The organism is Streptomyces speibonae, assembly GCF_984686075.1.
Map to the genome: position 1 here is coordinate 7,588,474 of NZ_OZ480260.1, position 19,959 is coordinate 7,608,432.

Sequence of the window (19,959 nt, forward strand, 5' to 3'; positions counted from 1 at the left end):
TCCGGAGTATCCGGCGGAGCGTGTGGGGCTCATGCTGGCCGACTGTCGGCCGGTGTGTGTGATCACCCGGTCCGAGTTGGCAGATGAGTTGCCGGACGGGCTGGCCGTGGTACTCGACGGCGCTGAGGCGGCGGCCGAAGGAGAGGCAAGGTCGGCAGAGCCGGTGGCGGGCGACGTGCCCGGACCGGAGCAAGCGGCGTACGTGATGTATACGTCGGGTTCGACGGGGCGGCCGAAGGGCGTGGTGGTCACGCATGGCGGGTTGGCCAACCATCTGATGTGGGCGCAGCGGGAGTTCGGCCTCGAGCCGCAGGATCGCATGCTGCACAAGACGCCGTTCGGTTTCGATGCCTCGGTGTGGGAACTGTGGTGGCCGCTGATGACCGGTGCGGCACTGGTGGTCGCCGCACCGGGGGAGCATCGCGACCCGGCGTACCTGGCGGACCTGATCCGCCGTGAGCGGATCACCGTCGCGCACTTCGTTCCTTCCCAGCTGACGGCGTTCGTGGCCGAGCCCACGGCGGCGCGATGCGAAAGCCTGCGGATGTTGTTCTGCGGCGGTGAGGCGTTGACGGAGGACCTGTACGAGCGGGCCACGGATTTGCTGGGGGTGAGGCTGCACAACCTGTACGGACCTACCGAAGCCACTGTCGACACGACTTCCTGGCAGGCCGCCGGTGCGGTTGAGCGGAGTGGAAGTGTCCCGATCGGCCGACCTGTCGACAACACCCGTGTCTACCTTCTCGACTGCTTCCTGCGCCCGGTGCCGCCTGGGGTGGCGGGGGAGCTCTATGTGGCGGGGGCAGGTCTGGCGCGGGGGTATCTGGGGCGTGCGGGGTTGACCGCGGAGCGGTTCGTGGCCTGCCCCTTCGGTGCGCGCGGTGAACGGATGTATAGGACGGGGGACCTGGCCCACTGGACCATCGACGGGCAGCTCGTCTTCGCGGGGCGCTTGGACGATCAGGTGAAGGTCCGCGGCTTCCGGATCGAGCCGGGTGAAGTCGAGGGCGTTCTTGCGGCGCATGCGAAAGTGGCGCAGGCGGTGGTGGTCGCCCGGGAGGACGTGCCGGATGACAGGCGCCTGGTGGCCTATGTCGTGCCGGACGCCGATGGCGGAGCGGAGGGGGGTGACCTGCCGGCCGAGCTGCGGACGTATGTGGGTCGGCGGTTGCCGAAGTACATGGTGCCGTCGGCGGTGGTGGTGCTCGACGCGGTGCCGTTGTCGGTGCACGGGAAGGTGGACCGGGCGGCGTTGCCGGCGCCGGAGTACGCGGTGGCCGATGATGGTCGGGGCCCTGCCACGGTGGCCGAGGAGATCGTGTGTCGGGTGTTCGCGGAGGTACTCGGTCTGGAGCGGGTGGGGGTGGACGCCAACTTCTTCGAGCTGGGCGGGCATTCGCTGTTGGCGGTGTCGTTGGTGCAGCGGTTGCGTGAGCGTGGGCTCGGAGTGTCGGTGCGGGCGCTGTTCGAGGCGCCTACTCCGGCGGGGCTGGCCGCGGCCGGTGGAAGTGGCGGTGTGGTGGAGGTACCGCCGAACGGGATTCCTGAGAACGCACAGGTGATCACGCCGGAGATGTTGCCACTGGTTGACCTGTCCTCCGTGCAACTGGAATCGGTGTGCGCGACGGTGGACGGCGGGGCGGCGAATGTGGCGGATGTGTATCCGTTGGCGCCGTTGCAGGAGGGCATCTTCTTCCATCACCTCCTTGCCGAGCCGGGCGAGGCGGATGTGTATCTCGTGCCGATGACGCTGGGCTTCGACAGCCGTGAGCGGCTGGACGGGTTCCTGTCGGCGTTGCAGCGGGTGGTGGACCGGCATGACATCTACCGCACGGGGGTGGTGTGGGAGGGGCTGCCGGAGCCGGTGCAGGTGGTGTGGCGCCGAGCCGTGGTTCCCGTCACCGAGGTAGGCCTGTCCGCGGACGGGACCGATCCGGCGGCGGAGTTGCTGGCGGTGGCGGGTGAGTGGATGGATCTGCGGCGGGCGCCGTTGCTGCGGGTGCATGTGGCGGCGGAGCCGGGCAGTGACCGCTGGCTGGCGTTGGTGCAGGTGCATCACCTGCTCCAGGACCACACGGCGCTGGATGTGGTGATGGGCGAGGTCGGTGCGTTCATGACCGGTCGTGGTGATGAGCTGCCGGTGCCGCTGCCGTTCCGTGACTTCGTGGCCCAGGCCCGCCTGGGTGTCTCGCGTGAGGAGCACGAGGAGTACTTCGCGGGGTTGCTGGGTGATGTGACGGAGCCGACGCTGCCGTTCGGCCTGGCCGACGCTCATGGTGACGGCACCGGCGTGAACTCGGCGCGGCTGACCCTGGACGAGGACCTGGCCGAGCGGGTGCGGGACCAGGCGCGTGGGCTGGGAGTGAGCCCGGCGACGCTGTTCCACGTGGCCTGGGCACGGGCTCTGGCAGGAATGTCGGGGCGTACGGATGTGGTGTTCGGGACGGTACTGCTCGGCCGGATGAGCGCGGGACGGGGAGCGGAGCGCATCCCCGGCCCCTTCATGAACACCCTGCCGGTACGGCTCGACATCGCGGCGCACGACGTGACCAGAGCGATCACCGCCATGCAGTCGCAGCTGGCCGGCCTGCTCCTGCATGAACACGCACCCCTGTCACTCGCCCAGAATGCCGGCAGCGTCGCGCCCTCCACTCCTCTGTTCACCGCTCTGTTCAACTACCGTCACAGTGACCGTGCGCGCCGGAGCTCCGAGGGAGTCGGTCGCGAAGGAGCGGCAGGGAACAGGACTGCGCGCGGACAGCGCGGGATGCGGTTGCTGACCGCCGAGGACCGTACCAACTACCCGCTGACGTTGTCCGTCGATGACTTCGGGACCGGCTTCGGGCTGACGGCGGACGTGGTGGCTCCTGCGGATGCCGGGCTGGTGTGTGGGTTGTTGGAAGCGGCGGTCGAAGGTCTCGTGGAGGCGCTGGAGGGGCCGACGCAGACGCCGTTGCCGCAGGTCGGGGTGCTGCCCGGTGAGGTGCGCGAGCAACTGCTCGACGGGTGGAACAACACGACGCGGGCCGTGCCGCGGGCGACGTTGCCGGAGTTGTTCGCGGAGCAGGTGGCGCGCACTCCGTATGCGGTGGCGGTGGTCTCGGACAACGAGGACGTCACGTATGCCGAACTGGACGCACGCGCGTCGCGGTTGGCGGCTGTGCTGGCAACGCACGGAGTGGGGCCCGAGTCCGTCGTGGCGGTGGTGTTGGAGCGGTCGGTTGACCTGGTGGTGGCACTGCTGGCGGTACTGAAGACGGGTGCGGCATACCTGCCCGTCGACCCGGAGTATCCGGCCGACCGGGTCGGTTTCATGCTCAGCGATGCAGGACCGGTCTGTGTGGTGACGGTGCATGACCTGGCTGAAGGTCTGCCCACGCAGGTACCGGTGGTGTGTCTGGACGACTCAGGCATGCCCGAGGATGCTGAGGCATTCTCGGCGTCGTGGTCTCCGGATGCGGCGGCGTATGTGATGTATACGTCGGGTTCGACGGGTGTGCCGAAGGGTGTGGTGGTGCCGCACGCGGGGATCGTGAACCGTTTGCTGTGGATGCAGGACCGGTTCCGTCTCGGCGCGGACGACGCGGTGTTGCAGAAGACATCAGTGAGTTTCGACGTATCCGTGTGGGAGCTGTTCTGGCCGTTGGTGTCGGGTGCGCGGCTGGTGCTGGCGCGTCCGGGCGGTCAGGGCGACCCGGCGTATCTGTCCGACGTCATCCGTGCGCACGGCATCACCACGGTGCACTTCGTGCCCTCGATGCTGGAGGCGTTCGTCGAGGGCGGCGACCCCGCCGCGTGGGGATCCCTGCGGCGGGTCGTGTGCTCGGGCGAGGCACTTCCGGGCCCGCTGGGTCAGCGCTTTGCGCAGGTGTGCGGCGCGGAGCTGCACAACCTGTACGGGCCGACGGAGACGTCGGTGGACTCCACCGCCTGGCTCTGCACCGGCGGGTCGAGCCCCGTACCGATCGGCGTACCGATCTGGAACACACAGGTGTACGTCCTGGACGGATCCTTGCGCCCCTGCCCGCCCGGCGTGGTGGGTGAGCTGTTCATCGCCGGCGCCGGCCTGGCACGCGGCTACCACGGCCGCCCGGCGCTGACCGCGGAACGGTTCGTCGCCTGTCCGTTCGGCGTGGCGGGCGAGCGGATGTACCGCACCGGTGACCTCGTCCGCTGGACCGGCGACGGACAGCTCGACTTCGTGGGCCGCGCGGACGACCAAATCAAGATCCGTGGCTTCCGTATCGAGCCCGGCGAGATCGAGGCCGTCCTGGCCGAGCACCCGCACGTCACGCAGGCCGTGGTGATCGCACGCCAGGACATACCGAACGACAAGCGCCTGACCGCCTACATCGTCCCGGCAGGGAACGGCGAGTCCCGGTCCGACGAGGACCTGCTGACAGAACTGCGCCACCACGCCGCCGGGCGTCTGCCCGGCCACATGATCCCGGCCGTGTTCGTGCCCCTGCCCGAACTGCCGCTGACCGTGAACGGCAAGCTCGACCGTGGCGCCCTGCCGGCCCCGCAGCACAGGACCAGCGAGCACGGACGCGCGCCGGTGACGGCGGCCGAGGAGGTCATGTGCGAGGTGTTCGCCGACGTCCTCGGCGTCGACCGCGTCCATCCCGACGACAGCTTCTTCGATCTCGGAGGGCACTCGCTTCTGGCAGTGTCGCTGGTGCAGCGACTGCGACTTCGTGGGTTCGACCTCTCGGTACGCGCAGTGTTCGAGTCCCCGACCCCCGCCGGTCTCGTCACCCGGATGGATCTGCCGTACACGGGCAACGAGTTCGACGTCCTGTTTCCGATCCGGCCTTCGGACAGCACGAGTTCGAGCAAGCCTCCGCTGTTCTGTGTGCACCCGGCCAGCGGGCTCAGCTGGTGCTACATACCGCTGACCCACTACGTGCCGGAGGAGTATCCGCTCTACGGACTCCAGGCGCGCAACGTGGACGGAACGGGTGAACTGGCCGGTTCCGTCGCGGAAATGGCGGCCGACTACATCCGGCAGATACGGTCGGTCCAGGAGTCCGGCCCGTACCACCTGCTGGGGTGGTCGTTCGGCGGCATCGTCGCTCACGAGATCGCCGTTCAGCTGCGGGCGGCAGGCCATGAGGTCGGTGCGCTCGTCTCCATGGATGCGGTGCCGCCCAAGAAGCGGGAGCCGGAGCCCGGTGACGGGGAGCGGAAGCAGGCGGCTCGGGACGACCGCGATCCTGATCGTGCCGAAGGGGCCGAAGGGGCCGAAGGGGCCGGAGCGGCCGAGGCGGCCCAGGAGGCGGAGGCCGAGTTCGCCGGGGAGGAAGGCGCGCACAGGCCCGGCGCCCGGCGCATGCTCCGGATGGCCGCGGAACTGAGCATCCGGCACGAGACCGGCATCTTCGACCGGGACATGCTGCTCGTGACCGCCACCGAGGACAAGTCGGAGGATGCCTCGAGTGCGGCCGCCTGGGAGCCCTATGTCTCCGGAGAGGTGGCGGAGGTCTACATCTCCTGCAAGCACACGGAGATGGCCCGGCCTGAGGTGCTGGCGCAGGTCTGGGCATGCGTTTCGGACTGGCTCGGCCCGTCGGACGCCGCTGACGCGGCGGAACCGGGCCGCTAGAAGGAGGTCATGGAATGGCGACACGGTCGGCGGACTGGGACGCGATATACCGGGCGGCCGAGCAGGCACCCTGGGAGTGCGGGCGCCCCCAGGAGGCATTCGTCCGCCTCGCCGGGAGCGGTCAGCTCTCCGGGCACGTGCTCGATGCCGGCTGCGGCACCGGGGAGCACACGCTGCTGGCGGCACTCCACGGCGCCGATGCCACGGGAGTCGACTGCTCGGAGACCGCCGTCGGCAGGGCACGCCGCAAGGCGGAGGAACGCGGGCTGAAGGTCCGTCTGGAGACCGGCGACGTACTCGATCTCGCCGCGCTCGGAACGACCTTCGACACGATCATCGATGTGGGGATGTTCCATGTCCTCGACGACGAGGAGCGCCGGCGGTACGTCAGCAGCCTCACATCGGTGACGGAACCGGGCGGCACGTGCCATCTGATGTGCTTCAGCGACCGGCAGCCCGGCGCACTCGGCCCTCGGCGGATAGCACAGGACGAGTTGCGCGAGGTGTTCGAGGAGGGGTGGGAGGTGGTGGACGTCGTCCCGGAGACGTTCGAGGTCGCTCCTCAGTTCGGCAGGAAGGCCCACGCCTGGCTGGCCACCATCCGCCGGACGGCGAACTGAACCGACGGTCCTCCAGTCGGCATTGTCGGTCGACGGCCCCGTGCGCCGCACGGGGCCGTCCTGCACACCGCACGGAGCCGTCCGATATGCAGAACCGGACGGCCCCGGCGGCCGACGGGACACTCAGGTGGTCTCGGCGCTGAGGGTCTGAGCGACGGATCGGCGTGCCGCGATGCGGGCGGGCAGGGCCGTGAGCGCGGCGGTGGCCAGGACGGTCGCGAACGCGGCGCCGAACAGCCACCATGCCGGCGGGTAGACCGTTTTGGCGTTGCTGAAGGGCCAGACGAAGGCCATGCCCAGGGGGATGCCGACGAGCGCGCCGGGCACCGCGGGCAGGAGCTGGGCGGCGGACAGCCCAGCCGTGACCTGCCCGGGAGTCGCGCCGAGCGTGCGCGCGACGGCCATGGTGTGCCGGGCCTCCAGCGCAGTGGTCCAGGTGGCCGTGAGGGTGTTCACGGCGGCGAGGATCACCAGCGAGGCGGCGACCGCCACGATCATCTCCCGGCTGTGAGCGTCCTTCAGGTTCTCCAGGCGGGGAGAATCGATGCCGTAGCTGAACTGGCGCTGGACGAAAATGATCAGCAGTGCCGTGATGGTGATGACGGTGGCGGTGATGCCGCACGCCTGGAGGAACGCGCGGCCGGGCCGGCGGGCGATCAGGCGCAGCCCGAGCAGGACCGGGACCGGCAGCATCGCGGACAGCCGGGTCAGCCGGGCCCGGCGGTCGGGCGGCCGGACTGCCGTGTCGGCCAGCGCGGCGGCCGTTTCGGTGCGCATGGCCCGCACGGTCGGACCGAGGCTGGTGAGGACGGCCACGGCCAGGGCCACGACCGTGGTGAGGACGATGATGCCGCCGCTCGGCCACGCGGAGGTGGTCAGCAGGCTGGCGGTCGGGTTGACGACGACGGGCTGGGCGAACCGCGCGGCCAGCAGGCCCAGCGCGTCGGCGAGCAGCGCCAGGATCACGTATTCGGTGAGCAGTACGGCGGCGATGAGACCGGGTGTGGCACCGACGGCCTTGAGCAGCCCCACGCGGCGGGTCTGCTTGGCGGCGCGTCCCGCGGCGAGGGTGGCCACGCCGGCGAGGGCGAGGAAGCTCAGCAGCCAGCTGCCGATGACCAGGATGGGCTGGCCGCCCTTGATGATCGTGGAATCCTGCTGGACGATGAACTGCCAGGTGTGGAAGGTCCCGTTGAACTCGCCGCGGTGATTGTTCAGGAACGCCTGGGTGGCGTCCGGGTCGCGCAGTTTCAGGTAGAGGAGGGAGGCCGCCGGCAGATCGTCGGCGTTCAGCGCCCTGGTCTCCTCCTCGGTCACCCAGACCCGGCCGCTGTAGTCGTTCGGCCCGCCACCGGGACCGCTCATCTGCGCGAACGGATAGACCATGCTGGCGGCGCTCACGGCCGTCCCGATGACCGGCATGGAGCGGCCCGCGACCGTGACGCGGTCGCCGACGTCGACGCCCAGCGCGGTGGCGAAGCCCCGTTCGACTACGACACCCCCGGGGCGCACCCAGGTCCCGGAGGTCACCAGGGGGCGGTCCACCGGGCCCGGTTTCGTGTCGGAGGCGGTGATCACCACGTGCGAGGTGGAACCCTTCGCCTTGAGCTTCGAGTAGTACTGGAGGTATGGACCGCTGTGGGCGGCGACCGCGGGGTCGCTGGTCAGCTTGGCCTGGGCGCGGGTCGTGGCGGTGGAGTCGGCGGGGGAGACGACGACCCCGTCCGGACCGGCCGTGGCGTCGCGTGTGTGACGGTAGAGCGTCTCGGTCGCCCCGCCGAGCGACGCGCCCAGAGCCAGCATGCCGGTGGTGACCGTGAGGGAGAGGAGGAGCATCGCGGCCTGGCCTGGATGGCGGCGCAGGTCGGACCAGACGAGGCGGAAGAGCAGGATGAGACGGCCCATGAACGTCAGCCCTCCCAGCCGTGGCTGCCGTCCACGACCTGCCTGCGGTCCGCCATCCACGCGTCGTCGACCAGTCTGCCGTCGCGCATCGACACGAGCCGGTCGGCGGTGGCCGCGACCCGCTCGTCGTGGGTGACGATCACAAGGGTCTGCCCGGCGGCACGCAGCTCCCCGAAGAGCCGCAGCACGTCGAGGGTCGCCGCCGTGTCCAGGTTGCCGGTCGGCTCGTCGGCCAGCAGCACCAGCGGATCGTTGGCCAGGGCGCGGGCGATGGCCACCCGCTGGCGCTGGCCGCCCGAGAGCTGCCAGGGCAGATGCCGGGCGCGGTCGGGCAGCCCGACCTGCTCCAGCAACTGGTCCGCGCGGCGCCGGGCCGTGCGCAGCGAGCGTCCGGCCAGCAGGACGGGCAGTTCCACGTTCTCCGCCGCCGACAGCTCCTCGACCAGGTGGAAGGCCTGGAAGATGAAGCCCACCGACCGGCGGCGCAGTTGAGCCAGAGCGCGTTCGCTGAGGGTGTCGATACGCCGGCCGGCCAGCCACACCTCACCGTCGGTGGGCCGCTCCAGGCCGCCCATCAGATGCAGCAGGGTGGATTTGCCGCAGCCGCTGGGCCCCATGACGGCCAGCATCTGTCCGGGCTGTACGTCGAGGTCGACGCCGTCCACCGCGTGAACCAGGCTTTCCCCCTGGCCATGTGTCCTGAACAGGTCGCGGGCCTGCAGCACCGCGTCGAACTGGTTCATCCATCCTCGGCTTCGTTTTCGACCCTTGACCAAAATTGCTCACAGGCGCGCAACCAGCGCAGGTCGCCCTGCAATCGCAGGGCGACGCCCTCCAGCAGCAAGCCGGCGACCGAGCCGTCCGGTTCCTCCAGCAGCGTGCGCTGCACCTGGCGCAGGCGTCCGAGCAGCTCGCGGCGGTACGCGGCCACCAGGTCCACCGGATCGGCGAGCCCGGCGGCCTTCGCCACCGCCAGTTTGAGGTGGAGCTCGGCCAGGTCCAGCTTCGGCCAGTTCACCTCGGTCAGCCAGGCGGCCAACCGCTGCTGTCCGGCGGGCGCCAGCGCGTACACCTTGCGGTCCGGCGGCCCTTTCCATCGTTCGTGCACGACCAGTCCGGCTCGTTCCAGCCGGGCCAACGTCACATAGATCTGGCCCGCGTTCATCGACTCTCCGAGCGGACCGAGGGCCCGCCGCAGCCACGCGCGCAGGTGGTAGCCGTGCGATGGCTCCTTCGCGAGCATCGCCAACACGACGTCTTGCATGCATTCCCCTAACGGCTGGCTCATGAATAGCGGTTAGCCGTCTCAGGAGTCAACCGAGGCCTCACCCGTTCCCGTCACCGTCCGTGATCAGGGCTGGTGGGTGATGGATGACCTCTGGTGCGTGGGGTGGCAATCAGACCTGTGTGGCGTATCGGCACGCGAGTGCCCCGGAGTACGCCGGATCACCTCGACACGTCGAGCGCCTTGGTCATGATCTCCAGCTCCCTTGCGAACTCGCCCCAGATCTCGGCGTACTGGCGCGCCAGCTTCACCACGAGTTCTCTGCAATGGGGTGGTACGACGACGGTCAGTTCCGACGACATGGCGGCGGCGTTCTGCTGAAGCAGCCGCAACAGGTTCCGGCCGTCCTCGTTGTGACGCAGCGAAGGGTCCCGCAGGAGTTTTCTGAGAATGGGAGTGGGATCGACCTGGGCGTTCTGCTTCGGGCTCCGGCTGCCTCCGGCGCAGAGGTCCTGGGCGGGCGTGGCGGCGGCGTTCTCCCGTGGATCGGCCGTGCCCGGCCGTACGGTCACCGGCAGTTCGCCGACCGCGATGCGTTTGCGTACGTCGCTCACCGTCGCCGGGGAGATTCCGGCGATCCGTGCCACCTCACGCAAGGAGGCCTCCGGGCGTTCGGCCAGTACTTCGGCGGCCCTGAGGCGGCCCTCCGCGCTGTTGAGCGGGCGTACCTTGCCGTCTCTCCCGACGCGCGCGTTCACGCAGGTCAGCGCGTCGCCGGCGCTGCGCCGGACGGCTGCGACGGTCTTGGCCCCCAGGCCCGCGGCCCGCGCGATGGCCCGGTCGGACATGTGTGGGTGCGACCGGACGATCCGCGCGGCGGCCGCTTTCCGGTCGGCGTGCGACAGCGGAAGCCCGTGCGTCACATTGGCCGTGACCCCGCGGAGGAAGGCGTCCTCCGCGGTGCCGTCGAAGAACTCGACCTCGATCGTCTCGTGCCCCTTGAGCACCATGGCGAGAAGGCGATGCATCCCGTCGATCACCCTCATGCTGCGGCGTTCGACGAGAATCGGCGGCAACGGCTCCTCGATCTCGGCAAGCCGGGCGATGTGCTCCTGGTCCTGTTCCGAGCGCGGAGAGTCACCGGGTACGAGGGAGGAGATCGAAACCGTCTCGAAGCGTGGCCCACGCGACGCGTCCCGCGCCCCGGCTCCCGGTCGGTCTCTCGCCGCCGCGCTGTCCGTCGGGTCGATGAGACCGGTACATGACTGGTTCAAGATACCTCACCCCGTTGGAGAAAATATTCAGGACACAGTTCTCTGAGAGGGTCGGCGGCGGAGGGATTACGGCTCGTCAGAGCAGGTTGCGGCGGACGTCATGTACGCGTCCATGTTGGGTCTTGTCGGTGTGGGTGTCCAGAGGGCGTCATTCCGTGTGCTGTCCCGTTTCCACGTTCTTGGACAAGTACGGGAGAGCATGCTCCCCCCTGCTGAGAGGCGGTCAGGAGCCGTCGGCGGTACCGCGGATGACCGCGACCGGGCACCGCGCGTGCTGCAGCACGGCCTGGCTCACGGATCCCAGCAGCAGTCCGGCGAAGCCGCCGCGTCCGCGCGCACCGACCACCAGCAACTGGGCCGTGCGGCTCGCCTCGATCAGTGCCTCCCGTGCCCCGCCCCGGACCACCTCGTGCTTCACCCGCACACCCGGATACGCCTCCCGGCGGCCGGCCAGCGCCTCGTGCAGGAGCCGTTCCTCCCGCGCGGCCAGCGCCTCCGGCTCGATCGCGTACGGCATGTGAGCGCTCCACGACGCCGGCACCGGCGTGTTCCACGGCGTCCAGGCGTGCAGAGCGACGATGCCGGCCCCGCGCAGTGCCGCCTCGGCGAAGGCGAAGTCCACCGCGCCGGCACCGGCGGCGGAGCCGTCGACGCCCACCACGACCGGCCCCGTGTCCTGGCCCTGCCGGCGGACCACGAGTACGGGGCACCGGCCGCGCGCCGCCAGGTGCACCGCCGTCGATCCCGCCAGCAGCCCGGCGAAACCCCCCAGGCCGCGCGAGCCGACCACCACGAGTTCCGCGGCACGCGACTGCGCCTCGAGGACCGTCAGCGCCTCGCCCGCCATCACGACGCCGGAGACGTCGATGTCCGGTGCCGTCGTCCTGGCGCGCCGGTCGGCCTCGTCGAGCAGGCGTACCACCATCTCGTGCACGCCGCCCTCCGGCGGCCCCAGCGGCGACGGGCTCGGCGGCGCGTGCAGGGCGGGCCAGACGAACGCGTGCACCAGCCGCAGCTGCGCGCCGCGCCACCGTGCCTCCCGTGCCGCGGCCTCCACCGCGGACAGGCTCGCCTCCGAACCGTCCACGCCCACCACGACCAGGCCGCCCATCACGCCTCCTGTTCCCCCTCCAGGCTCACTCCGCCGACGGCCCGCCGCAAGCAAGGCCGGATGCCCGCGCAGGCCGGACGCCGCCCGGGCACCCGGCCTGCGCGGGGAGCGGAGCGGTGATACGACGGATGGAGGGAGTCGGAGATTCGCACGCATGTGTCCTGGAATGATGGCGAGGAGATGCCGGATGGCGAAGATCGCGATCAACGGGCTCGGACGCATCGGGCGGGCCGCGTTCAAGATCCTCCACGACCTGGACGGGGTGGAAGTGACCGCCGTCAACGACCTGGTCCCGCCGAGAACCTGGCCTACCTGCTCACCTACGACACCGTGTACGGCCGTTACGGCAAGCCCGTCACCGCGGACGGCGACGCGCTGGTCGTCGACGGGCGCACCGTCCCGCTGTACAGCCGCCGCGACCCGGCCGAGCTCCCGTGGCGCGACCTGGACATCGACCTCGTCCTGGAGTGCACGGGCGTCTTCCGGCGCGAGGAGGAGCTGGCCCGGCACCTGGAAGCGGGCGCCCGCTTCGTGATCCTGTCGGCGCCCGCCCGCACCGAGACAATGGCCACCGTGGTCCACGGGGTGAACACCGCCCCGGCGGGGCAGCAGACCGTCTCCTGTGCGAGCTGCACGACGAACTGCATCACCCCGGTGGTCGAGGTGATGGACCGGAGGATCGGCGTCGAGCGGGCCGTGATGACCACGATTCACGCCTACACCGCCACCCAGCAGCTCATCGACGGGCCCCAAGGACTTCCGGCGCGGCCGGGCCGGCGCCGCGAACATGCTTCCCGCCTCCACCGGCGCCGCGCTCGCGACCACCAAGGCGCTCCCGGGACTGGCCGGCCGCTTCGACGGCGTGGCCGTGCGGATCCCGATCCCCGTCGGATCGATGGCCGACATCACGCTCGTCGCCGCCCGTCCGACCACCGTCGAGGAGGTGAACGACCTCTTCCGCGCGGAGGCCACCACCGACCGCTACCGGGGCATCCTCGGGTTGTCGGAGGAGCCGATCGTCTCCAGCGACGTCGTCGGCGACTCCCGGGCCTCGGTCGTCGACGCGGCGATGACCCGCGTCGTGGACGGCACACCATCGGCGCCCTGCTCTCCCGGGGAACGCCGGTTCTGGCCGCCGTCCTGGCGATCCTGGGCGCGTTCGTGATCGGCTACGGGTTCGGAGGCGGAAGGCGGCACCGCCGCGAGACGCTGGGGCTGGGCACGGCACAGCGCAACATCGCCGCCTCCATGGTCGTCGCGACGCAGAGCTTCGACGACCCCCGCGTCAACGCCATGGTCGTGGTGACCTCGTTGCTCACGCTGGTCGTCCTGTTCCCCATCGCTTTCACGATGAGAAAGCTGCGCCCCCGGGCACAGCGGGACGGAAGGACACATGGCACCTCCACATGAAGCGGCGTCTTCCCGTCGGCCCCCCGCACCGCTTCCGGACGGTCCGGAGGCGGCCGGCGCCGAACCCGGCGGTTACGGTCCGAGGCTCGCCTCGGTCGTGCTGTTCGTCCGTGACCACGACGAGTCGGCGGACTTCTACCAGGAGCTGCTGAACATGGAGCTCACGGTCCGCACCGCCACGGCCGCGCTGCTCGTGAACCGGGGCGGCTTCCAGGTGTACCTGCGCACGGTGGGCCCCACGGCCCCGCACCCGGTGGGCCACGTCGGCGCACAGTACGTGATCTGGGCGGCGGACGGCCCCGACGACTTCCAGCGGTGTGAGCGCGTGCTCAGGGCCCGCTCCGACCGTGTCGACGTCCGGCACGAGGAAGGCTTCACCCTCATCGAGGGCCGGGACCCCAGCGGCCTGCCCGTGCTGGTGGCCCACCCGGGGCCCGGCGAAGTGGAGCGCCTCGAGATCATCGCCCGCTACTACGTGTGACGTCCCACCAGGAGGTCCCTCATGACACACCACAGGACCGTCCGGGTCCGCCGCGTCTACGAGGAGCCCGAGCCAGCCGATGGCACCAGAGTGCTGGTCGACCGCATCTGGCCCCGCGGCATGAGCAAGGACGACGCCCGGCTCGACGAGTGGTGCAAGCAGGTCGCACCCTCGACCGAACTGCGCAAGTGGTACGGCCACGATCCGGAGAAGTTCTCCGAATTCGGCCGCCGCTACCGGACCGAACTCGAGGACGCCGAGCACGCGGAGGCCGTGGAGCACCTGCGTGAACTCGCCGCGAAAGGTCCGCTGACGCTGCTCACCGCGACCAAGGAGCCCGGGATCAGCGCGGCCGAGGTACTGGCGCACGTGCTCCGGGACTGACCGGCGCCGCGCGGGTGTGCCGCGGACGTACCCCGAATGCACCAGGCACAGGTATCACGTACGGGCCCGCCGGGCAGGCAACACCGTGTTCAGTGCGGAACGCCTCAGCGGGGAGCCTTCATGTCCACACCCGGAGAGGACGCGACCGGTTCACCGGGCGGAGGAGAGGAACCCTCGCTGCGGCGCGTCATCGGCCCCCGGCTGATGGTGCTGTTCGTGGTCGGCGACATCCTCGGCACCGGCATCTACGCCACGACCGGGGAGGTCGCAGGCAAGGTCGGCGGGGCCCTGTGGCTGCCGTTCGTCATCGGGTTCGCCGTGGCCCTCCTGACCGCGGCCTCGTACGTCGAACTCGTCGGCAAGTACCCGAAGGCGGCGGGTGCCGCCCTCTACACGCAGAAGGCGTTCCAGGTCCCGTTCCTGACCTTCATCGTCGCCTTCATGGTCATGTGCTCGGGCCTGTCCTCGGCGAGCGCGGCGGCCCGCGCCTTCGGCGGCGACTACCTGGCCGAGTTCACGGACTTCTTCCCGCCCACCTTCATCGCCATCTTGTTCATCCTCGCGCTGGCGGCGCTGAACCTGCGGGGCGTGTCGGAGTCCGTGAAGACCAACGTGGTCCTCACTCTGGTCGAGCTGACCGGTCTGGTCGTCATTCTCGCGATCGGCGCCTGGGCGGTCCTGACCGGTGAGGGCGAACCGGGCCGGCTCGGCGAATTCCGGGTGGAGGGCGGCGGTATCGAGCTGATCACCAGCGTGCTGGGTGCCACCGCGCTCGCCTTCTTCGCCTTCGTCGGCTTCGAGGACTCCGTCAACATGGCCGAGGAGACCAGGGATCCGGCCCGTACGTTCCCGCGTGCCATCTTCATCGGCGTCACCGTCACCGGCGCCCTCTACGTGCTGGTCGCCCTGGTCTCCTCGCTCCTCGTCGACTACCGCGTGCTGGGGGAGTCCAGCGGCCCGCTGCTGGAGGTCGTCAAGGCCGGCGGGCTCGACTTCCCGCCCAGGCTCTTCGCCCTGATCGCCCTGTTCGCGGTCACCAACTCGGCGCTGATCAACATCATGATGGCGTCCCGTCTGTGCTACGGCATGGCGAACGAACGCATCCTGCCGCGCGCCCTGGGCCGTGTACTGCCCAGCCGCCGCACCCCCGTCGTCGGCATCGTGTTCGTCTCCGTCCTGGCCATCGGCCTGGTCTCCACCGGGGAGATCGCCGGCCTCGGTGACACCACGTCCTTCCTGCTCCTGTGCGTCTTCGCCGTCGTCAACATCGCCGTCCTCGTGCTGCGCCGCGACCGCGTCGCACACGACCACTTCCGCGCCCCGACGGCTCTGCCGGTGCTCGGCGCGGTCACCGCCCTCGTCCTGGCCGGTCCGCTCTCCGACCGGCCCGCGAACGTCTACATCCGGGCGGGCGTGCTGCTGGCCATCGGCATCGGGCTGTGGGTCCTCAACAAGGCGGTGATGAAGGCGCGCGGGGAGGCGTGAGCCCCGCCCCGCCCCGGGCGTCCGGCGCCCTCAGAGTTCGTCCGGTGTCTCTTCGCAGACGATCTCGTTGCGCGGGGCGTAGTGCGTGCGGAACGGTTCCCGCTTCACCTCCCGGCCCTCGTCGCGGAAGACCCGCTCCACGGTGACGTCGAAGCCCTCGAGCGGGGTCTGCGGCACGCACTGCTCGTCGGTGCTCACCTTCGTCCCCGGCTGCTGGACCCGGGTGCGCGGCCCCTTGACCGAGGTGATCTCGTCGTACTTCTTGGTGCCCAGGAAGCTGACGGTCACCGAGGTCTCGGTGGACTCGGCCTGGATGTACACGGCCTTGCCGGAGTCGTTGGCGAACTTCAGGTCGAGGCTGCCCCAGGCGACCGTCGCCTCCCGGCCCTCGGGGTAGCGCTCGATGTAGAAGGAGTGGGCGCCGTGCTCGACGGGCTTGACGCCCGCGAAGAACATGGCGTTGAAGACCGTGGTGGCGACCGCGGAGACCCCGCCGCCGGGGGCCTTGGCGTACTGGTCGTCGTAGATCATGATGCCGTCGACGAAGCCGTTGGCCTTGGTGCGCGCGCCGACGGTCCGGTTGAAGCTCCAGGTCTCGCCGGGCATGACGACGGAGCCGTTGATGAGGTCCACGGCGCGGCCGACGTTCGTCGTGCGGTAGGCGGCGGGCTCGAAGTTGACGGTGAAGGAGGACAGCTTTTCCGTCAGCCCCAGGCGGGCGGCGTTCTCGCGGGTGACCTCGGGCTGGATCCGCCGTGTGTCCACCTCTCCGGCGCGGTCGGTGCCGGACCGGGTGAGCAGGGGCAGGACGGCCTTGCCCAGTGCCTTGTCGGTGACCTCGAGACCGGCCCTGGCATCGGCGGTCACCACGGCCTTGTCACCCGACGGCGCCAGTTGCGCGTTGCGCGGCGCGGCGGGGAGCTTGTTGAGAGGGCCGGCCACCTCCGGCGCCGCGCGCAGGCCCTTGCTGTCGAGCTTCGGCGTCAGCCTGCCGTCGTCGTCCGGCCGCATCGTCAGGTGCTTGCCCAGCACGGCCGGGGAGAGCGTGAACCGTTCGCCGCCGGCGGTGAGCGTGACCGGCGCCGACATCGCGGGCCGCGCGAACGCGTGCACCGCCCGCCGTACCTCGTCCGCGGTGACCTTCGGCGCGGTCTCGCGTGCGGGGAGCACCGTGACCGGGTCCGCCGGGCCGCGCAGGAAGGGGGCGCGCAGGGCGTCCACCGAGGCGTCCACGTCCAGCGCGTATCCGGTGCGCGGGGCGACCTGCTCGACGCGGCCGTCCTTGAACGAGACGGCGCCGTCGCGGGCCTTCTGGTCGACCGTGTCCGCCACCTTCCCGAGCGCGGCACGGGCCTTGTCCTCGTCGACGTGGACGACCGGCTCGATGGCACCCCCCGACCGGAACAGCCCGCCGATCGCGCTGACCGGATCGGCGCCGGTGGGCGTCGCGCGGTCGAGGGTCGCCGGGATGTCGACGGTGTAGCCCGCCTGCCGGGGATCGACGGTGGCGCGGCGGTCGCCGACCTTCACCGGGAGTGCTTCCGGGCCCGCCAGCTGCCGTTCCAGCGTGCGGGCGGCCTCCTCGCGGGTCAGACCCCCGAGGTCCACGCCGCGCACCGTCGTACCCGCCTCGATCTCCCCTCCGGTGACCAGCAGCCCGGCGAGATACAGACCGCCGACGCCGATGGTGAGCGCGCCGCCCGCGAGGGCGAGGGGCGGGAGGGACGTTATCCGGGGGACGGAAGGCATCCGGGGGCGCATGAGTCTCCTGAACGATCGTTGTAGCGTGCACCCGATATGGCGGGAAAGTGCGCGAGAGCAGTCGGCCAAGCTACATGCCGCCCGGAACGAAAAGGTATATCGAACCTCACATCGGACGTTCCGGATCATCGGACGTCATGGGCCGGAGGCGGTTCCGGGTTCAGCGGGGTGATTCCGTCCCCGTGTCCGTCCCCCGTGCTTCGCGCAGCCGGAGCACATACGTCGCGGTGAGCGCGACGCCCCGGTCCGTGTCCTGCGTCAGCCCGGCCAGCGCGCGGGAGGCCGTGCGCCCCGGGATGTCCGCGAGCGCCTGCGTCAGCCGCCGGCGTGCGGACACGTCGAGAGCGTCGTCGCTCAGGCGGCCGACGAGCCCGGCCGCGATCCGGTCCGCCGTCCCGGGATCACGCGCCAGCTCGCCCAGGGCGTCCGCCGCATCCACGTCGTTCGTCGCCCCGACGATCATGTCGACGAGCGTCGGAACCGCCTCGGCCACCCCCCGGGTCCCCGACGCCACGGCCGCGTGCCCGCGCACCACGGGGTCGGAGTGCGTGAGGGCGTCCCGCAGCAGCGCGGTCGCCGCGTCGTCCGTCATCTCGGCGAGGGCACGGACCGCGCGCTCCCGCACCTCGGCCCGTGGTGAAGCGAGCCCCTCCGCCAGCAGCGCCGGCCCGCCGCCCGAGCGTGCCAGTGCCCAGCGCAGGGCTCCGGCGACGTTCGGGTCCGTCTCGCCCAGCACCGCCTCGGCCAGCGCCTCCGCCGGCACCTCCGCCGTCGAGGACAGGGCCGCGCTCTGGCGCCGGCCCGCGCTCTCCGATCCCAGGGCGTGCAGGAGGGCGACGGTCTGCAGGACGTCCTCCCAGTCGGCGGGCCGCGCGGCACCGATCCGGCGGAGCCGGGTGAGGAGCTCCGTCTCACGGGCGATCCGCTCCCGCGTCCGCAGCACCAGGTCGTCGACGATCCGGCCGAGCGCGAACCCCGGATCGTCCAGCGCGCGCCCGACCTCATGCAGTGACAGGCCCAGCGACCGCAGGCTCTCGATGTGGAAGATCCGCCGGATGTCCTCGCCGGAGTACTCCCGGTAGCCGCCCGCGGTCCGGCCCGACGGCCGTACCAGGCCGAGCCGCTCGTAGTGCCTGAGCATGCGGGCGCTGACCCCGGACCGCCGTGCCACCTCACCGATCAGCACCCTGCGTCACTCCTTCTCGCCCGCCGCGCCCAGGGCCACGATGCGCTTCGCCTCCTCGATCGCGTACTCGAACCCGGCATCAGGGTCGCTCATCAGCCGTTGCGTGGCGATCGCGTGCTGCCGCACCCGTGGGTCGGGGTCCGCCGTCGCGGCGTGCAGGACCGGCACACTCGCCTCCCCGAGCGCGGCCAGCGCCCGGCCGAGACTCAGCTGCGTCCGCCTCCCGCCGCGCCCGAGCTGGGTCGCCAGCACCTCGGCCAGCGCGCCTTCCTCACCCGCGGGCACCAGGACCACCGCCGCCCGCCAGGCGCTCCGCGCCACCTCGTCGTCCGCGTCGGTCAGGACCGCCCGGGTGATCGCCGGCCACGCCCGGCGGTCCCCGATCTTGGACAGCGTGTGCAGCGCCTGGCTCCGTGCCTGAGCACGGTCCGAGCGGACTTCCCCGACGAGCCTCGGGACCGTGGCCGACGGCGGGTGCCGGGTGAGCGCCCAGGTCAGCATGTCCCGCACATGGAAGACGGGCTCGACCGCACTGCGTTCGACGAGTCTGCCGACCCACCGGGGGTCCGGGGCCGAGCCAGCCGCCAGTGCCGCCCGCAGGCGCGTCGACGCGTCGGCGTGCTCCAGCCCCTGGAACATCCGTCGTACGAGGTCCGTGTGCTCTTCGTGCGCGGTCATCGGGACCACCTCCTGGTCCGCAGTGAAGACCTTGTCACGGTGTCAAGGTCAAGCGGACCGGGTGCGGACGCCCGCTCAGCGGTGGTCCACGCCGTGTTCGGCGAGCGGGCCGACCGCCAGGCCCGCCCTCCGGCAGTCGTCCACGATGCCGGGCAGCGCGGCCAGCGTGGCCCGCCAGCAGCCGGGTGCCGCCATCCGGTCCGTGTCGTGCAGCAGCACGGTGCCCCCGCCGCGCAGACCGGCCGTCACGGCCGAGCGCACCGACGCCGCGGTGGCCCCGGCGGTCCAGTCCCTGCCCCAGGCGGTCCACAGCACTGGGCGCAGGCCCGCCGCACGCGCTGCCGCCCAGCGCCCGGAGGTGAGTATGCCGTAGGGCGGCCGGTACCAGCGGGGGCGCCGGCCCGTCAGCTCGGCGACGGCGCCGGCGGCCCGCAGCAGGGCGCGTACGTCGTCCGCCGGCGCCGGCAGCCACGGGCGGTCGTGGCTCCAGCCGTGCACGGCCAGCTCGTGTCCCCGGCGGAAGGTCTCCCGCACCACCGAGGGATGCCGTACGGCGCCGTCGCCCAGGACGAAGAAGGTCGCCCGGATCCCGAGCTCCTCCAGCGCGTCGAGGAAGCGCGGGGTGGAGTCCGGGTCGGGTCCGTCGTCGAAGGTCAGGGCGACATGGCCGGGGCGGCCCACACCGGCGAGGCGCGGGACGCCGCGGCGTACGACGGGCAGCCAGGTGGCGGCCGGAGCGATGTGGACCGCGGCGACGGCGGCCGGAGGAGCCAGCACGGCGGTCGCCCACCGTACGAGCGAGGGGCCGGCGAACGGGGACATCGGGACCGACTC

Annotated in this window: 15 protein-coding genes and 1 pseudogene (1 of these 16 only partly in view); 7 read left to right on the forward strand and 9 right to left on the reverse strand. The window is 71.1% G+C overall.

Features of this window, described 5'->3' with window-relative positions; translation table 11 throughout:
• Together AC5L3C_RS33815 and AC5L3C_RS33820 are read left to right on the forward strand one after the other, a co-directional pair.
• Window positions 1-5,605: the final stretch of a non-ribosomal peptide synthase/polyketide synthase gene (locus tag AC5L3C_RS33815; RefSeq protein ID WP_493652915.1), read on the forward strand. It extends 17,699 nt beyond the left edge of the window; the window shows 5,605 of its 23,304 coding nt (coding positions 17,700-23,304); its start codon lies beyond the left edge, outside the window; it ends in the stop codon at window positions 5,603-5,605.
• Window positions 5,606-5,619: 14 nt separating this feature from the next.
• Window positions 5,620-6,225, forward strand: a complete 606-nt coding sequence (locus tag AC5L3C_RS33820) for a class I SAM-dependent methyltransferase (protein WP_493652916.1) — start codon at window positions 5,620-5,622, stop codon at window positions 6,223-6,225.
• A gap of 123 nt (window positions 6,226-6,348) precedes the next feature.
• Here AC5L3C_RS33820 and AC5L3C_RS33825 read toward each other — a convergent pair whose 3' ends face one another.
• From AC5L3C_RS33825 to AC5L3C_RS33845, 5 genes are all read right to left on the reverse strand, one after another.
• Window positions 6,349-8,130 (reverse strand): ABC transporter permease, encoded by a 1,782-nt coding sequence (locus AC5L3C_RS33825; RefSeq protein WP_493652917.1) that lies wholly within the window; start codon window positions 8,128-8,130, stop codon window positions 6,349-6,351.
• A gap of 5 nt (window positions 8,131-8,135) precedes the next feature.
• A complete protein-coding gene (locus AC5L3C_RS33830) occupies window positions 8,136-8,873 on the reverse strand; it encodes an ABC transporter ATP-binding protein (protein WP_125509007.1) in 738 nt (245 codons plus the stop codon).
• Window positions 8,870-9,394, reverse strand: coding sequence for a PadR family transcriptional regulator (locus AC5L3C_RS33835; protein ID WP_493652918.1), 525 nt, complete (start codon window positions 9,392-9,394; stop codon window positions 8,870-8,872). Before AC5L3C_RS33835 ends, AC5L3C_RS33830 begins: the two co-directional genes overlap by 4 nt.
• Window positions 9,395-9,576: 182 nt before the next feature.
• Complete coding sequence (locus AC5L3C_RS33840; RefSeq protein WP_493652919.1) at window positions 9,577-10,629, reverse strand: transcriptional regulator; 1,053 nt, start codon at window positions 10,627-10,629, stop codon at window positions 9,577-9,579.
• Window positions 10,630-10,852: 223 nt separating this feature from the next.
• Window positions 10,853-11,740: a universal stress protein gene (locus AC5L3C_RS33845; RefSeq protein WP_493652920.1), complete on the reverse strand. Its 888-nt coding sequence runs from the start codon at window positions 11,738-11,740 to the stop codon at window positions 10,853-10,855.
• 180 nt (window positions 11,741-11,920) lie between these two features.
• Between AC5L3C_RS33845 and AC5L3C_RS33850 the strand changes: the two are divergent.
• From AC5L3C_RS33850 to AC5L3C_RS33870, 5 genes and pseudogenes are all read left to right on the forward strand, one after another.
• A pseudogene (locus AC5L3C_RS33850) lies at window positions 11,921-12,905 on the forward strand (type I glyceraldehyde-3-phosphate dehydrogenase).
• A complete protein-coding gene (locus AC5L3C_RS33855) occupies window positions 12,902-13,150 on the forward strand; it encodes a hypothetical protein (RefSeq protein WP_493652921.1) in 249 nt (82 codons plus the stop codon). Before AC5L3C_RS33850 ends, AC5L3C_RS33855 begins: the two are co-directional and overlap by 4 nt.
• A complete protein-coding gene (locus AC5L3C_RS33860) occupies window positions 13,134-13,631 on the forward strand; it encodes a VOC family protein (RefSeq protein ID WP_240661363.1) in 498 nt (165 codons plus the stop codon). The genes AC5L3C_RS33855 and AC5L3C_RS33860 overlap by 17 nt, the downstream gene beginning before the upstream one ends.
• 21 nt (window positions 13,632-13,652) lie before the next feature.
• Window positions 13,653-14,015: a DUF488 domain-containing protein gene (locus tag AC5L3C_RS33865; RefSeq protein WP_125509018.1), complete on the forward strand. Its 363-nt coding sequence runs from the start codon at window positions 13,653-13,655 to the stop codon at window positions 14,013-14,015.
• 120 nt (window positions 14,016-14,135) lie between these two features.
• On the forward strand, window positions 14,136-15,500 hold the full coding sequence (locus AC5L3C_RS33870) for an APC family permease (protein ID WP_493652922.1): 1,365 nt from the start codon (window positions 14,136-14,138) through the stop codon (window positions 15,498-15,500).
• 30 nt (window positions 15,501-15,530) lie between these two features.
• Here the strand turns inward: AC5L3C_RS33870 and AC5L3C_RS33875 are convergent, their stop codons facing one another.
• The 4 genes from AC5L3C_RS33875 to AC5L3C_RS33890 form a co-directional block, all read right to left on the reverse strand.
• Window positions 15,531-17,249 carry a VanW family protein gene (locus tag AC5L3C_RS33875; protein WP_493652923.1) on the reverse strand — a complete coding sequence of 573 codons (1,719 nt, stop codon included), beginning with the start codon at window positions 17,247-17,249 and terminating at the stop codon, window positions 15,531-15,533.
• 172 nt (window positions 17,250-17,421) lie between these two features.
• The gene (locus tag AC5L3C_RS33880; RefSeq protein ID WP_493652924.1) at window positions 17,422-18,447 is read right to left on the reverse strand and encodes a MerR family transcriptional regulator; all 1,026 of its coding nucleotides are present in this window, start codon (window positions 18,445-18,447) and stop codon (window positions 17,422-17,424) included.
• Between the two features lie 6 nt (window positions 18,448-18,453).
• Entirely contained in the window at window positions 18,454-19,125 is a 672-nt protein-coding gene (locus tag AC5L3C_RS33885; protein WP_493652925.1) for a HEAT repeat domain-containing protein, read from the reverse strand.
• A gap of 75 nt (window positions 19,126-19,200) precedes the next feature.
• Window positions 19,201-19,947, reverse strand: coding sequence for a polysaccharide deacetylase family protein (locus AC5L3C_RS33890; protein WP_493652926.1), 747 nt, complete (start codon window positions 19,945-19,947; stop codon window positions 19,201-19,203).
• Window positions 19,948-19,959: the final 12 nt, after the last annotated feature.

What these genes read in the sequence shown, in the direction of transcription:
- AC5L3C_RS33830 (WP_125509007.1), bottom strand. Translation starts at nt 8,873, where the DNA reads ATGAACCAGTTCGACGCGGTGCTGCAGGCCCGCGACCTGTTCAGGACA.
- AC5L3C_RS33845 (WP_493652920.1), bottom strand. Translation starts at nt 11,740, where the DNA reads ATGGGCGGCCTGGTCGTGGTGGGCGTGGACGGTTCGGAGGCGAGCCTG.
- AC5L3C_RS33865 (WP_125509018.1), top strand. Translation starts at nt 13,653, where the DNA reads ATGACACACCACAGGACCGTCCGGGTCCGCCGCGTCTACGAGGAGCCC.
- AC5L3C_RS33885 (WP_493652925.1), bottom strand. Translation starts at nt 19,125, where the DNA reads ATGACCGCGCACGAAGAGCACACGGACCTCGTACGACGGATGTTCCAG.
- AC5L3C_RS33825 (WP_493652917.1), bottom strand. Translation starts at nt 8,130, where the DNA reads ATGGGCCGTCTCATCCTGCTCTTCCGCCTCGTCTGGTCCGACCTGCGC.
- AC5L3C_RS33835 (WP_493652918.1), bottom strand. Translation starts at nt 9,394, where the DNA reads ATGCAAGACGTCGTGTTGGCGATGCTCGCGAAGGAGCCATCGCACGGC.
- AC5L3C_RS33860 (WP_240661363.1), top strand. Translation starts at nt 13,134, where the DNA reads ATGGCACCTCCACATGAAGCGGCGTCTTCCCGTCGGCCCCCCGCACCG.
- AC5L3C_RS33820 (WP_493652916.1), top strand. Translation starts at nt 5,620, where the DNA reads ATGGCGACACGGTCGGCGGACTGGGACGCGATATACCGGGCGGCCGAG.
- AC5L3C_RS33870 (WP_493652922.1), top strand. Translation starts at nt 14,136, where the DNA reads ATGTCCACACCCGGAGAGGACGCGACCGGTTCACCGGGCGGAGGAGAG.
- AC5L3C_RS33890 (WP_493652926.1), bottom strand. Translation starts at nt 19,947, where the DNA reads ATGTCCCCGTTCGCCGGCCCCTCGCTCGTACGGTGGGCGACCGCCGTG.
- AC5L3C_RS33875 (WP_493652923.1), bottom strand. Translation starts at nt 17,249, where the DNA reads ATGCCTTCCGTCCCCCGGATAACGTCCCTCCCGCCCCTCGCCCTCGCG.